The 13,878-nt window shown below is 71.7% G+C and carries 12 protein-coding genes and 1 pseudogene; 7 read left to right on the top strand and 6 right to left on the bottom strand.

What is annotated here, in order from left to right:
• The first annotated feature begins 207 nt into the window (after positions 1-207).
• The 6 genes and pseudogenes from acsA (at position 208) to ACWFRU_RS29295 (ending at position 6,272) form a co-directional block, all read left to right on the top strand.
• Entirely contained in the window at positions 208-2,034 is a 1,827-nt protein-coding gene (gene acsA, locus ACWFRU_RS29320) for an acetate--CoA ligase (RefSeq protein ID WP_453691118.1), read from the top strand.
• Positions 2,031-3,089: a pyruvate dehydrogenase (acetyl-transferring) E1 component subunit alpha gene (gene pdhA, locus ACWFRU_RS29315; RefSeq protein WP_453691117.1), complete on the top strand. Its 1,059-nt coding sequence runs from the start codon at positions 2,031-2,033 to the stop codon at positions 3,087-3,089. Before acsA ends, pdhA begins: the two co-directional genes overlap by 4 nt.
• 2 nt (positions 3,090-3,091) lie before the next feature.
• Positions 3,092-4,105, top strand: a pseudogene (locus ACWFRU_RS29310) (alpha-ketoacid dehydrogenase subunit beta); the annotation flags it as partial.
• Between the two features lie 4 nt (positions 4,106-4,109).
• Positions 4,110-5,651 (top strand): dihydrolipoamide acetyltransferase family protein, encoded by a 1,542-nt coding sequence (locus ACWFRU_RS29305; protein WP_453691116.1) that lies wholly within the window; start codon positions 4,110-4,112, stop codon positions 5,649-5,651.
• Between the two features lie 5 nt (positions 5,652-5,656).
• Positions 5,657-5,911: an acyl carrier protein gene (locus tag ACWFRU_RS29300; protein ID WP_453691115.1), complete on the top strand. Its 255-nt coding sequence runs from the start codon at positions 5,657-5,659 to the stop codon at positions 5,909-5,911.
• Between the two features lie 160 nt (positions 5,912-6,071).
• The gene (locus tag ACWFRU_RS29295; RefSeq protein ID WP_453691114.1) at positions 6,072-6,272 is read left to right on the top strand and encodes a hypothetical protein; all 201 of its coding nucleotides are present in this window, start codon (positions 6,072-6,074) and stop codon (positions 6,270-6,272) included.
• A gap of 25 nt (positions 6,273-6,297) precedes the next feature.
• On the opposite strand, the gene ACWFRU_RS29290 is transcribed toward ACWFRU_RS29295, so the two are convergent.
• From ACWFRU_RS29290 to ACWFRU_RS29270, 5 genes are read right to left on the bottom strand one after another with little or no spacing between them, the layout of a single operon-like run.
• Complete coding sequence (locus ACWFRU_RS29290; RefSeq protein WP_409054981.1) at positions 6,298-6,828, bottom strand: flavodoxin domain-containing protein; 531 nt, start codon at positions 6,826-6,828, stop codon at positions 6,298-6,300.
• Entirely contained in the window at positions 6,825-7,352 is a 528-nt protein-coding gene (locus ACWFRU_RS29285; protein ID WP_453691113.1) for a universal stress protein, read from the bottom strand. Before ACWFRU_RS29285 ends, ACWFRU_RS29290 begins: the two co-directional genes overlap by 4 nt.
• The gene (locus ACWFRU_RS29280) at positions 7,349-7,738 is read right to left on the bottom strand and encodes a HypC/HybG/HupF family hydrogenase formation chaperone (RefSeq protein WP_453691112.1); all 390 of its coding nucleotides are present in this window, start codon (positions 7,736-7,738) and stop codon (positions 7,349-7,351) included. Before ACWFRU_RS29280 ends, ACWFRU_RS29285 begins: the two co-directional genes overlap by 4 nt.
• Before the next feature lie 5 nt (positions 7,739-7,743).
• On the bottom strand, positions 7,744-10,125 hold the full coding sequence (locus ACWFRU_RS29275) for a carbamoyltransferase HypF (protein WP_453691111.1): 2,382 nt from the start codon (positions 10,123-10,125) through the stop codon (positions 7,744-7,746).
• Positions 10,122-10,442: a hypothetical protein gene (locus ACWFRU_RS29270; protein WP_453691110.1), complete on the bottom strand. Its 321-nt coding sequence runs from the start codon at positions 10,440-10,442 to the stop codon at positions 10,122-10,124. The genes ACWFRU_RS29275 and ACWFRU_RS29270 overlap by 4 nt, the downstream gene beginning before the upstream one ends.
• Positions 10,443-10,642: 200 nt before the next feature.
• Between ACWFRU_RS29270 and ACWFRU_RS29265 the strand changes: the two genes are divergently transcribed.
• On the top strand, positions 10,643-11,518 hold the full coding sequence (locus ACWFRU_RS29265; protein WP_453691109.1) for a universal stress protein: 876 nt from the start codon (positions 10,643-10,645) through the stop codon (positions 11,516-11,518).
• A gap of 25 nt (positions 11,519-11,543) precedes the next feature.
• On the opposite strand, the gene ACWFRU_RS29260 is transcribed toward ACWFRU_RS29265, so the two are convergent.
• Positions 11,544-13,874: a heavy metal translocating P-type ATPase gene (locus ACWFRU_RS29260; protein ID WP_453691108.1), complete on the bottom strand. Its 2,331-nt coding sequence runs from the start codon at positions 13,872-13,874 to the stop codon at positions 11,544-11,546.
• Positions 13,875-13,878 lie beyond the last annotated feature (4 nt).

The following is a 13,878-nucleotide window of genomic DNA, read 5'->3' as shown; positions in this document are numbered from 1 at the left end:
GGCACCTCCAGCGCCTTCGCAGCCGGTTACGGGTTCACTCCCATCGTGGTGCGCCGGCGACGCCGGGAGCAGGGGCCGCCGGTCCCTTGTCGCGGCCCGGACGGTCCGGGCGGAGCCGCGTGGCCCTGTGCGGGGGACCTTCGGCCCAGTGCGGGTGGTACTGCCGTCGGCGGATGGTCGAAGCAGGCCGATGCGAACGGGACCGCCATGCCCTGGGAGACGATCCGCAAAGACATTCCGCCGAGCGTCCCGCCCAACCTGGACGACTATGAGAAGGCACGTGCCGCCTTCTCCTGGGCGGGCGCACGCACCAAGCTCTCCGGGCTGCCCGGCGGACGCGGGCTGAACATCGGGTACGAGGCCGTGGACCGGCACGCCGAATCCGATCACGGCAGTGCGGTGGCGCTGCGCTGCATCGGCCGCGACGACTCCGTGACCACGGTGACGTACGGCCAACTGGCATGCTCCAGCGCGCAGTTCGCGAACGTCCTGTGCGCCCTCGGCCTGGGGCGGGGTGACCGGGTCGTCACCCTGCTCGGACGGTGCCCGGAGCTGTACACCGTGGTCCTCGGCACGCTGAAGAACACCAGCGTGCTGTGCCCGCTGTTCTCCGCGTTCGGCCCCGACCCCGTCGAGCAGCGGCTGCGGATCAGCAATGCGCGGGCGCTGGTCACCACCGCGGCCCTGTACCGGAAGAAGGTCGCCGATCGCCGTGCGCTGCTCCCCGAGCTGGAGTACGTCCTGATCATCGGCGAGGGCGCGGACGAACTGCCCGGCACGGTTTCGTACGAGGCGCTGATGGCCGGTGCCGCCGACACCTTCACCATCCCGCCGACGTCCCCCGCCGACATGGCCCTGCTGCACTTCACCAGCGGCACCACCGGCACCCCTAAGGGTGCCGTCCATGTGCACGAGGCGATCATCGCCCACTACGCGACCGCCTCGTTCGCCCTTGATCTGCACCCGGACGACGTGTACTGGTGCACCGCCGATCCGGGCTGGGTCACCGGGATGTCGTACGGGATCATCGCGCCGCTCGCGCACGGGCTGACCGTCGTGGTGGACGAGGGTGACTTCGACGCCCGCCGCTGGTACCGCATCCTCGCCGGACAGCGGGTCACCGTCTGGTACACAGCGCCCACCGCCCTGCGCATGCTGATGCGCACGACGCCACGGCAGGGACCGCACGACCTGCCCGACTCCTTCGACCTGACCGCCCTGCGCTTCATCGCCTCGGTGGGGGAACCGCTCAATCCCGAGGCCGTGGTGTGGGGCCGGGACGTGCTCGGGCTGCCGGTGCACGACAACTGGTGGCAGACCGAGACCGGCGCCATCATGATCGCGAACTTCGCCGGGTGCGAGATCCGCCCGGGTTCCATGGGGCGCCCCCTCCCCGGTGTGGAGGCGGCGGTCCTGGAGCGCGGTGCGGACGGGCAGATCGAGGTCGTCGACGGGCGCGTGCGTGTTCTTCAGCAGCCCGGAGTGGAGGGGGAGTTGGCGCTACGGCCCGGCTGGCCGTCCATGTTCCGAGGCTATCTCCATGCCGAGGAGCAGTCGGCGGCGGCGTTCGCCGGGGGCTGGTACCTGACCGGTGACCTGGTGCGCAAGGACGCCGACGGCTGGTACTGGTTCGTGGGCCGCGCCGATGACGTCATCAAGTCCGCCGGACACCTCGTCGGGCCCTTCGAGGTCGAGAGCGCCCTGATGGAACACCCCGCGGTCGCCGAGGCCGGAGTGATCGGGCGGCCTGACCCCGTCGCCGGGAACATCATCAAGGCGTTCGTGTCGCTCCGGCCCGGTTTCGAGGCGACCGGCGCGACACGTCGGGAGCTGCTCGCTTTCGCCCGGCGCAGGCTCGGCCCCGCCGTCGCGCCGCGCGAGATCGCGTTCGACCAGCACCTGCCGCACACCCGCAGCGGCAAGGTCATGCGCCGGCTGCTGCGGGCCCGCGAACTCGGTCTGCCCGAGGGGGACATCTCCACCCTGGAGGGCGACCCCTCGTCGTCGGAGGGAAGGAAGGAGGGGTCGGCATGAGCGCCGCCCGCACCCCGCGCGGCAACCACAAGGCCGCGGGGAAGACCGCACAGCCGAAGCAGCCCAAGACCACACAGCAGAAGCAGAAGGCGGCGCACCGGCTGGACCTCCTCCAGTCGATGCTCCGCATCCGCCGCTTCGAAGAACGCTGCGTGGAGCTGTACAGCGCCGCGCGGATCCGTGGCTTCGTCCACCTGTACATCGGTGAGGAGGCCGTCGCCGTCGGCGTCAACGAGGCACTCACCGAGGACGACGCGGTCGTCTCGACATACCGTGAACACGGCCACGCGCTCGCCCGCGGCATTCCCGCCGACGCCGTCATGGCCGAGATGTTCGGCAAGACAACCGGCTGCAGCCACGGCCGCGGCGGCTCCATGCATCTCTTCGACGCGAGCCGTCGCTTCTACGGCGGCAACGCCATCGTCGGCGGTGGTCTGCCGCTGGCCGCCGGACTCGCGCTCGCCGACCGTATGAACGGCCGGAACCGCGTCACCTGCTGCTTCTTCGGTGACGGCGCCTTTGCCGAAGGCGAGTTCCACGAGACGGCCAACCTGGCCGCGCTGTGGGGCCTGCCGCTGCTGCTGGTCTGCGAGAACAACCGGTACGCCATGGGTACCGCCCTCGAGAGGGAGCAGGCCCAGACCGATTTGGCGATGCGGGCCTCCTCGTACGGGATGGTCTCCTGGGCCGTCGACGGGATGGACGTGCTCGCCGTCGAGGACGCCGCCCGCCGCGCCGCCGAGGGCATCCGCACCGGAACCGGACCGCACTTCCTCGAAGTGCGCACCTACCGCTTCCGCGCCCACTCGATGTACGACCCCGACCGATACCGCGACAAGGGCGAGATCGAGCACTGGAAGGATCGCGACCCGATCGAACTGCTCGCCGGGAAGCTGCGGGAGAGTGGCGGGCTGAACGACGAGGTGCTCGCCCGCCTGGAGAGCCAGGTGGCCGCGGAGGTGGGCGGAGCCGTCGAGGCGGCGGAAGTGGCGCCGGAGGAACCGGCCGAGGACCTGCTGAGGTTCGTCACCAGCCCTGTGGGGGAGGCGAGTTGATCATGTCTGCGACCGAGAAGGTCAAAGGAACCACTGACCCCGCCGAACACAAGACGACGTATCGCGAAGCCCTGCGTGAGGCTCTGCGGGACGCCCTGCGCGCCGACGACCGTGTCTTCCTGATGGGCGAGGACGTCGGCCGCTACGGCGGTTGCTTCGGCGTCAGCCTCGGCCTGCTGGAGGAGTTCGGCCCCGAACGCATCCGCGACACCCCGCTTTCGGAGTCCGCGTTCGTGGGCGCCGGAATCGGAGCGGCCCTGGCGGGCATGCGGCCGATCGTCGAGATCATGACGGTCAACTTCAGCCTGCTGGCGCTCGACCAGATCCTCAACAACGCCGCGACGCTGCAGCACATGTCGGGCGGGCAGCTGCCCGTCCCCCTCGTGATCAGGATGACCACGGGCGCCGGACGGCAGTTGGCGGCCCAGCATTCGCACAGCCTGGAGGGCTGGTACGCGCACATCCCCGGCCTCAGGGTCCTGGCCCCGGCGACCATCGTGGACGCCCGGCACATGCTGGCCCCGGCCCTCGCCGATCCCGACCCGGTGCTGATCTTCGAGCACGGCGGCCTCTACAACGCCTCCGGCGACCTGCCGGCGGACGCGGGTCCCGTGGACCTGGACAGTGCGGTGGTGCGCCGGACCGGCAGGGACATCTCCCTGCTCACGTACGGCGGTTCGCTGCACAAGGCCCTCGGGGCAGCGGACGAACTGGCGGGTCACGGCATCAGCGCGGAGGTGGTGGACCTGCGCGTCCTGCGGCCGCTCGACGACGCGACGATCTGCGGCTCGGTGGCCCGCACGCACCGTGCCGTCGTCATCGACGAGGCCTGGCGCAGCGGCAGCCTCTCCGCGGAGATCTCCGCCCGCATCACCGAGCGGAACTTCTACGATCTCGACGCCCCTGTCGAGCGCGTGTGCAGCGCCGAGGTTCCCATCCCTTACGCCCGCAAGCTGGAGGAAGCAGCGCTGCCCCAGGTCGCGGACATCGTCGCCGCAGCACGTCGGGCGGTGGGTTCGGATGGCAGAGTTCACCATGCCCTCCCTCGGCGCGGACATGGACGAAGGGCTGTTGCAGGAATGGCTCGTGCACCCGGGGGACCCGGTGCACAAGGGCGACGTGGTGGCCGTCGTGGAAACCGACAAGGCGGCGATCGAGGTCGAGTGCTTCGAGACAGGGACGGTAGGGCGGCTGCTGGTGGAACCGGGAACGCGGGTGCCGGTGGGGACGCCGCTCGCGCTGATCGAGGCGCCCGGGGCCGGGGCGGCGGTCGGGCGACCGGACGCCGAGCCGGTGGCCGCACCGGCTGCGGAGCCCGCTGCCGCGACAATGGCCGAGCCAGCCGTGGAGCCCGCTGCCGCGACCGTGGCCGAGCCCGTGCCGGAGCCACCCCCCGCCATCCCTGAGCCGGCTCCCTCGCCCCCCGTCCTGGTGACAGAGCCGGTGCCGACGTCGGCTGCTGATGGTGCCGCTTCCACGAAGCCGCATGCGAAGGCGTCGGCCTCGACCACGGCGAAGTCTGCTGTCGTCGAGGCAGGGCCCCTCATCCGGCATCTCGCCGCGGAGATGGGCATCGATCTCACCGCCGTGCACGGCACTGGGCGCGGCGGCCGGATCACCCGGGCCGACATCGAACACGCTGTCCCTGCTACCGGGACGCGAGTGCGGGCCACCCCCTACGCGCGACGGCTCGCCCATGAACTCGGCCTCGACCTGGCTGCGCTGCGCGGCTCCGGCGAGAGCGGCGCCGTACGGGCGGTGGACGTGAGCGAAGCCGTACGCCTGCGAGGCGAATCCGAGCACTCCGGGACAGCGCATCCCTTGGACGGGGAGTCCAAGCGGCCGGAGCGAAGGCCGCCCACGCCCGCCGAGCCGCACGAGGACGCCAAGGCGCAGCGCGCGGCCGCGATGCGTCACGCGATCGGCGACCTCATGAGCCGCTCCAAACGGGAGATCCCGCACTACTACCTGTCCACCACCATCGACCTCGCGGCCGCCACGGAGTGGCTCCGCCGGGCCAACCGCGGCCGCTCGCCGGGCGCGCGCCTCGTTCCCGCGGCCCTGCTGCTCAAGGCGGCCGCCGTCGCGGGCCGTGACGTACCGCAGCTCAACGGCTTCTGGCAGGACGGCGGCTTCGTGCCCGGTACCGGCGTGCACCTCGGTGTAGCCGTCTCGCTGCGGGACGGAGGCCTGCTCACACCCGTGATCCACGACGCCGACACGTTGAAGCCGGAGGAACTGATGGCCGCGTTGAAGGACCTGGTCCAAAGGGCCCGTCAAGGCCGCCTGCGCGGCAGCGAGCTGTCCGGTGCCACGCTCACCGTCACCAGTCTGGGCGACCAAGGTGTGGAGTCCGTCTTCGGCGTCATTCACCCACCCCAGGTGGCCCTGGTCGGCTTCGGAGCGGTTGCCGAGAGGCCCTGGGCCACGGGCGGAATGCTCGGCGTACGACCCGTCGTGACCGCCACCTTGTCCGCCGACCACCGCGCGAGCGACGGCGCGATCGGTGCGCGGTATCTCATGGCTGTCGATCGTCTGTTGCAGAAACCGGAGGAGTGGTGAGCCAGATGAAGCCCTTGAACAGCTCGGAGGCGATGACCGTCGTCAAGGAGTCCATCACGCAGATCGTCCCGGACGCCGACTTCGACGGCGTCGGACCGGACGACAAGTTCCGCGACGCACTGGAACTCGACTCCCTCGACTTTCTGAGCTTGGTGGAGATCCTCTCCGAACGCACGGGCGCGCGGATTGACGAGGACGACTACCCAGAACTCACCACCCTGGCCGACACCGTGGCATTCCTGGTCGAGCGGACGCGATAGAGGTGTCCAACCCGGGGCTTCGGCGTGCAGACCAGCGTACGTAGCCGGCGCAAGGGCCGTCCCAGACCTGTGTTCGAGCCGGTCGGCTCATGAGCCGCGCGTCGTCTCGGAGTTGACTGACAGTGAAGGGAACGGCACCGGCCTGAAGGGAGTGAGGACCGTGCGTACGACTCTCACGCCGGAGTTCTGGGAACTGTTCGCCGTGCTGCTGGTCGCGGCCATGGGTGTGACGTTCATCCTCGCCGCGGCGCTCGACGCGCTTGCCGTCCGGCTGCTGCGCCGTCGCGTACGCAGGCCGCCGACTCAGGAGCCGCCGTCCAGTTCGGCCACCGCGAACCCTCGCATGCTCGTAGGGCGCTGAAGTCGCGGCGGATGGCCGCGGCCCGTCAGCGGTAGCCTGCCTGGCGTTGTCCGCGGGCCAGCTGTTCGGCGATTCCGGACGCCCATGCGTCGATCGCGTCCCAGTCGCGGTAGTCGCCGAAACGGCCGCCCACCAGGCGGAACAGGATACGTCCGGTACGCGGCAGTTGGTCCCGTGAGACGACTCCGGAGAACAGCCGGTGACCGCGGTAGGAGAGGCCGCCCGGCAGACTCTCGACGATCACTGGGATCTCCTTGGGGGCCATGCGCCTCCACGGGCCACGCAGTGCGTCCGGCATCCCGACGCTGAAGATCCATACGGGCCGCAGGCCGAGTATGTCTCCGTTGGTGCCAAGGAAGTCCTTTGCCTCGGCCAGCCAGGTCTGCCCGTGAACGGCACTGCCGAGTACGAACGCCCCGTACGCGTCGGCGTCGTCCACGGTCTCCATGGCCCGCGCCTCGGCCGTCAGTCCGGCCTCGCTCAGCTCCGCGGCCAGTCGCTCCGCGATCTCGCGAGTGGAGCCGTGCGCGGTCGCGTACCCCACCAGGACGTTCATGACATCACCTCCACGGCACGTTCCCTTCGGGTGAGAGGAGACGCCTTCACCGCCCGGAGTGGTGACGCCGGCCGGTCGGCGACGGGTACCGCGACCACGGGGATCGTCGCGTGACGCAGACACTCGCGGCCGACGGAGCCGTTCCAGGGGCCCTCGTACTCACCGTGGGCCGTGCGACCCACAGCGAGCATGAGGGCCCCGCGCGCGTGCTCCAGCAGCACTCGTGCCGGTGGCCCCTCGGCCAGAACGGCACGTACGGAACCGTCGATCCGCGGACCGAAGACCGCTCGTACCGTCGAGGCGAGCAGGCCGGCGGCCCGGTCACGTTCCTCCGCGGCCGTGGGCAGCGCCGACAGAGGCGCGTAGGGAGCGATCCTGTTCGCACTTGGTTCCCAGGCGTGCACCGCGACGACTTCCGCGCACAGGGCCCGAGCCTGTGACGCGGCCCAGCGCAAGGCGGCCGTGGACGCCTCCGAGCCATCGACGCCGACCACGATGTCGCGCCCGCCGGCGAGTTCCGTCATGACTTCCTCCTTGGACGTCCTCCTGCCTCACCGTGGCCCTGAGCGGCAGTTCGGGGGGAGGGACCGAGCGGCTTTTGTGGGGTGCCGAACGGCCCTCTTCCGGTGGCCCCAGAGCGGCCCTCCGCCGCCGCGGGGAGGGGCTCGCCCAGTTCGCTCGCGACCGCGTCGGCCATGGCGCGCAGCACGTCGAGGGTGCGCTCGGCCTCGGACTCGTCGACCTCGGCGATGGCGAAACCGACGTGGACGATGACGTACGTGCCGATGCCCGCTTCCGGGGTGTAGGCGAGGCACACCTCGCGTCGTACGCCGCCGAAGTCGACCATGCCCATCCGCACACCGGCGCTGTCGTGAACGTCGAGGATCCGTCCGGGGATGCCCAGGCACATCGCGCTCATCCTTTCCTGGTTCGCGGTGCGAGGAGGGCGGACGCCACCGCGGCCTGCCCATAACTGATGCCGCCGTCGTTCACGGGGACCTCGTTGCCGGTCAGGACCTGTAGTCCCTGAGCGCGCAGCAGGCGGCCCGCTTCGGTCAGCAGGCGTCGGTTCTGGAAGCAGCCACCACCCAGGCACACGGTGCGCGGGGCGCCGGCGGTGACGGCACGTTCCACGATCGCTGCGGTGACCTCGGCGACGGCGGTGTGGAACGCGGCGGCGAGGCGGGGCACTTCGGTGCCGGCGGCGAGTCCTTCGAGGAGGGCGGTGAGGGTAGGGGAGGGGTCGTACACCCACAGCCCGTCCGCCCGGGTCAGCCGCCAGGGCAGCGCGCTCGCGCGGCCGGTGCCCGCGGCGTTCTCCAGGGCGATGGCTGCCTGCCCCTCGTACGACACCGTGTCCCCCAGGCCGAGCAGACTTGCCGCGGCGTCGAACAGCCGTCCCGCGCTCGAAGCGTGCGGGGAGTTCACCCCGCGCTCCACCATGGCGCGGACCGCGCGCACCTCGCCTGCGTCCAGCCGGTCGGTGAACGGCCGGGTGAGCCACGGCGCGGTCCGGGGCACGCCCAATGGCTCCGTCCCGTACAGATAGCCCAGTGCCATCCGGGCGGGGTGGCGCACGGCGGCCTCTGAGCCCGGCAGCGGCGCGTGGGCGAAGCGCCCCACGCGGCGGTAGCCGGTCAGGTCGGCGACCAGGATCTCGCCACCCCACAGGGTGCCGTCGTCACCGAGACCGAGGCCGTCGTAGGCGATCCCGATGAACGGCCCGTCCAGTCCGTGCTCGGCCGCGACCGCCGCGACGTGCGCGTGGTGATGCTGCACGGCGATCCGGCGGTCGACGCGCTGGGCGTGCGCCCATTGCGTGGACAGATAGCCGGGGTGCAGATCGTGGGCGACCACGCGCGGGGCGATCCCGGTGAGGCGGGTGAGATCCGCGTACGAGGTCTGGAAGGCGTCGTATGTCGCCGCGTCGGCCAAGTCCCCCGTATGCGGACCCAGATGGGCCCGGCCGTGCTCGGCCAGCGTGAACGTGTGCTTGAGCTGGGCGCCGGCGCTCACCACGGGGGATTCGGAGGAGCTCGGGAGCTGAAGGGGGACGGGGGCGTATCCGCGTGCCCGGCGGAGCATGTGCACGCGGCGGCGGGTGGTCTGGACGACGGAGTCGTCGTAGCGGGCGTGGATCGGTCGATCGTGGGTCAGGAAGCCGTCCGCGACCGGCCCGAGCGTCCGCAGGGCCTCGGCGTCGTCCGTGGCGATGGGCTCATCGGCGAGATTGCCGCTGGTGACCACGAGCGGTCGGTCCAGCTCGCGCAGGAGGAGGTGATGCAGTCCGGTGGTGGGGAGGAAGAGGCCGATCCGGTCGGTGCCGGGGTGCACCTTCGGGTCGATCCGCCCGACGGCGTGGCCGGCGTCACCGAGGCGTGCTTCCGGCCGCGCCGGCGGGCGTGTCCCGGGAAGGCGCGGCCTGCGTGCGCGGAGCAGCACCACGGGCCTCTGCGGCGAGATCAGCACGGCATGCTCCGTACGGCCGATGTGCGCCAGGCGCCGCGCGGCCGCGAGGTCGGGCACCATGACGGCGAACGGCTTCACGGGCCTGCGCTTGCGGTGCCGCAGTTCGGCGACCGCCACCGGGTCGGTGGCATCGCACACCAACTGGTACCCGCCGAGCCCCTTCACCGCGACGATGCCGCCGCCCGCGACGGTCCGCACCGCGGCCCGCAGGGCGCCTTCGCCGGTCACAGCGCCCCAGGAGAGTCGAGGTCCGCAGACGGGACATGCCAGAGGTTCGGCATGGAAACGCCGGTCGGCGGGATCCGCGTACTCGGCCGCGCAGGCGGGGCACAACGGGAAGTGGCGCATGGTGGTGCGCTCGCGGTCGTACGGCAGGTCCTCGATCACCGTGGCCCGGGGGCCGCAGTCGGTGCAGTTGATGAACGGGTAGCGGAAGCGGCGGTCCGCGGGGTCGAACAGCTCGCGCAGACAGGCTTCGCAGGTGGCTGCGTCGGGTGGGATCTCGCGCGGTGCGGTCAATGCGTCGGTGTGGCTGGAGCGCACGGTGAAGCCGCTGTGGGTGGGGGTGCCGTCGTCCGGCACGTCCGGCACGTCCGTCACCTGGACGAGGCGGACGGCGGCCAGTGGCGGTGCCTGCTCGCGGATTCTCGCGACGAGGTCGTGCAGGGCATCGGGGCGTCCGGAAGCGGTGAGTTCCACGTGCCCGTTGACGTTGCACACCCATCCGTCGAGGCCGAGCGTGGTCGCCGTCCTGTGCACGTACGGCCGGAAGCCGACGCCCTGGACGCGGCCGAAGACCTCGATGTGCTGGGTGATCCGCTCGCTCATGGCCCGTCCTCCAGGGCACCGCGCGCGGTGTCGCCGAGGTACCGCACGATGTCCTCCCGCATGCTGTGTGCCACGTCGTCCACCCGCGCCGCGTCCGGATCGGACAGACCAGTGCCCGAGCTCGTCTCGCCGTCGCAGGTCTCAAGGAGGGTGCCGGGCCGCAGGAGGTTCCCCTCGCCCGAATGGGGCCGTGAACTGGGGCCAGGACGGCTGGTCGCGCGCTTCTTGAGCCGCTCGATCACGGCCCGCCCCACCCCGTCGTCGTGCCGGGACTCGTTTCCGACACCGATGACCACGATCCGGGGGGCGACAGCCATCTTCCCGCTCCTGTCTTCCTTCCGGTCTCCTTCCGCGACACGTGATCATCCTCTGCCTCCCGGAGCGGGGACGGCAGGTGCCGAACGTCCCTGACAAGGGCCGAACCGCCCCTACTCCCGCTCAGCCGGTGGTGCGACGATGACCGTGGAACCCGCTTCGCTGCGCGATCTCCGCAACGGGACGAAAGGCGGTGGGGACGATGGACCTGCCCTTGGTCGTGGGAGTCGACGGATCGGATGCGAGCCTCCTGGCGGTCGACTGGGCGGTGGACGAAGCGGCTCGGCACGGTCTGCCGCTGCGCCTGGTGCACGCGTCCCTCTGGGAGCGCTACGAAGGCATCGCGCTGCAGGGCAGCCTGGATCGGCCCTCCGCGCACGTCATGGCGGAGAACATCGTCGGAGCCGCGGTGGAGCGCGCCCGACGGCGCAACCCTGGCGTTAAGGTCTCCGCCGAGGTGGTGCGCGAGGAGGCGGTGGACGCGTTGCTGCGCGAAGGCCACAACGCCTCGGCCCTGGTGACGGGATCACGTGGCCGCGGCGAGTTGAAGGGCCTGCTGCTCGGCTCGGTCGGTCTGACGGTGGCGGCCCGTGCCCACTGCCCGGTGATCGTGGTCCGAGGCGGCAAGGCGGCGCTGGAGGGCACACACGAACGGATCCTCCTCGGCGCGGGCGACCCTTCCGCGGGTGCGGAGTCGGTACGGTTCGCCTTCCGCGAGGCCGAGGCACGCACCTGCACGCTCGACGTCGTACGCGCCTGGCGCTGCCCCGCGCACGAGACCACCGACCACCCCCTGCTGGCCGAGGAACCCGAGCATCACCACGAGGAGCGGGCGGCGGCCCTGCTCGATGCCGTGCTCCACGATGCGACGGCGGACCATCCGGCCGTGCGGGTACGCCGCACCACGGTCGAGGGGCCGGCCCGCAAGGTGCTGCTGCACCGCTCGGCCGCCGCGGACCTCGTGATCGTCGGAGCTCGGCGCAGGCATGGCCACTTCGGACTCCAACTCGGGCGCGTGGGTCACACTCTGCTGCACCACGCGGAATGCCCGGTGGTGATCGTGCCGCAACTCGTGTGACGGCATCAGCTCTTCGGGACCCTCATCAGGGGGCGAGCGAGAAGTAGTTCTCCTCCTCCTGCGTGAAGTGCAGGCGCAGTACCGTGTGCAGCCCGTAGAGGCAGGCGCGCAGGTCGTCGAGTTGCTCCGGGGTCAGTCGGCCGTCGGTTCCGGTGAGGCTGAGGTGGAGGGCGATGCGCCGGGCGAGTCGTTCGATCTCCGCGTGGGCGCGGCTCATGGTGGCGGTCGACTCGGGGCCGCCGAGTGCGGGGGCGAGCGCGGGGTAGAGCTGGTGCTCTTCGGCGTACTCGTGCGGCAACAGCCGGTCGACCAGCAGCCTGTGTGCCTCGCTCACCGCGGCGAGAGCCTTCGGGCCGGAACTGTCGGAGAGGCGGTCGGCGGCGTCGCGTACGGCCTCGAGGACGTGCCGTAGATCCTCGTGTTCGGCCGCGAACCTGTGGATCAGGGCCTCGGTGGCCGGTGGGAGGACGGGACGTGCGGCCTCATCGACCCGCAGGGCGCGCAGTGCGTTGAGAATGACCGCCGCGTCGATGCCCTCCTGGAGCAGGGCGCCGACCGCCGGGGGCAGCAGGCCGAGGGCGGCCGCGGCCATCGCGGCGAGCGACATCAGCATGCCGCCGAGTGCGCTCTGCACGGCGATGCGCCGGGAGCGCACAGCGATGGCGACGGCGTCGGCAAGGCGGTCCACGCGGTCGGTGGTCAAGACGATGTCGGCGGCTTCGGAGGAAGCCGTGGAGCCGCGTGCGCCCATGGCCACACCGATGTCCGCGGCGGCGAGCGCGGGGGCGTCGTTGACGCCGTCGCCCACCATCACGGTGACCGCGCGTTCGCGTTCGGCACGCACGGCGGCGACCTTGTCGGCCGGGTCGAGTTCGGCACGCACGTCGTCGAGGCCGAGTACGGCGGCGATCTCACGGGCGGGTCCGGCCCGGTCGCCGGTGAGCATCACGAGTCGTTCGATGCCTGCCGCGCGCAGACGGCGCAGGGTCCGGGGTGCGTCGAGGCGCAGCGGGTCGCGCAGGAGGACGGCGCCGCAGAGGTGGCCATCGACACTGAGCCAGGCGACGGCCGCGCCGTCGAGGAGCGCCCGGTTGTCGACCGAGCGCGCCCAGGCCGGCCTGTCGGCCCGGACACTGCAGCGGCCGACGGACATCCGATGCCCGTCGACGATGCCGATGGCGCCCCGGCCGGGTTCCTCGGTCACCTCCGTGGGCATCAACAGGTCCAGTCCGCGCTCGCGGGCCGCGTCGACGATGGCGTGCGCCAGGACGTGCGGGGAGAACTGGTCGAGCGAGGCGGCCCACCGCAGGACGTCCGCCGGCTTCTGGCCGGGGGCGGCGGCCACGTCGAGGGCGCGCGGGCGGCCACTGGTGAGGGTGCCGGTCTTGTCCAGAAGCAGTGTGCGGGCTTGCCCCAGGTTCTCCAGAGCCCCTCCGTCACGGACCACCACGCCGCAGCGGGAGGCGCGGGACAGGCCGGAGACGATCGCGACCGGCGCGGCGAGGAGCAGGGGGCAAGGGGTGGCCACCACCAGGACGGCAACCGCCCGCACCGCGGAACCGCTCACCAGCCAGGCAAGACCCGCCACCGTGACGGTCAGCGGCAGGAACCAGGCCGCGTAGCGGTCGGCCAGGCGGATCACGGGAGCGGAGTCCGCCCCGGCCTGCCGGGCCAGGCGCACGATCTCGGAGTAGGTGCTGTCCTGCTCGGTGGCGGTGGCCCGCAGGTCGAAGGCGCTGCCCGCGTTGACCGCGCCGCTGCGCACCTGGGTACCTGCCTTGCGCTCGACGTTCAAGGGCTCCCCGGTGAGCACCGATTCGTCGAGAACGGCTGTCGCGCCGACCACTCGGCCGTCGACGGGGACCACTTCTCCGGGGCCCACCACGAGCAGGTCACCGACCGCGACGTCGGCCAGCGGGACGGTGTGCACCTCGGTGCCGGATCGGCGTCGGGCGGAGCGTGGCGCGTGCTCCACCAGCGCACGCAGGTCGTGGGAGGCGCGCCGCCGGGCTGCGGCCTCGAGGCTGCGACCGGTCGCCAGCATCAGCGCGATCAAGGCCCCGGCGAGGTACTCGCGCACGGCCAGGGTGCCACTGAGCGCCAGCACCGCGATCAGGTCCACTCCGGCGCGCCCTTGCCGCAACGCATCCAAGACCCAGGCCACCGCAGGCGCGATGGCAGCCAGGGTGCCCAGGCCCCAGCACCAGTCGGCGATGTCCGGCGCGCCGACGGACCAGGCGATGCCACCGGCCGTCAGGGCCGCGACCGTGACGACCAGCAGAGCCGGTTCGGTCCGCGGACGCAGGGCCGCGGTGAGGAGCCGGCGGAGCGGTCCTGCCGTGGTGAAGCGGTTCATGGAA

This window comes from Streptomyces sp. NPDC055099 (assembly GCF_053607685.1).
This window is presented reverse-complemented; position numbering and strand designations above follow the sequence as displayed.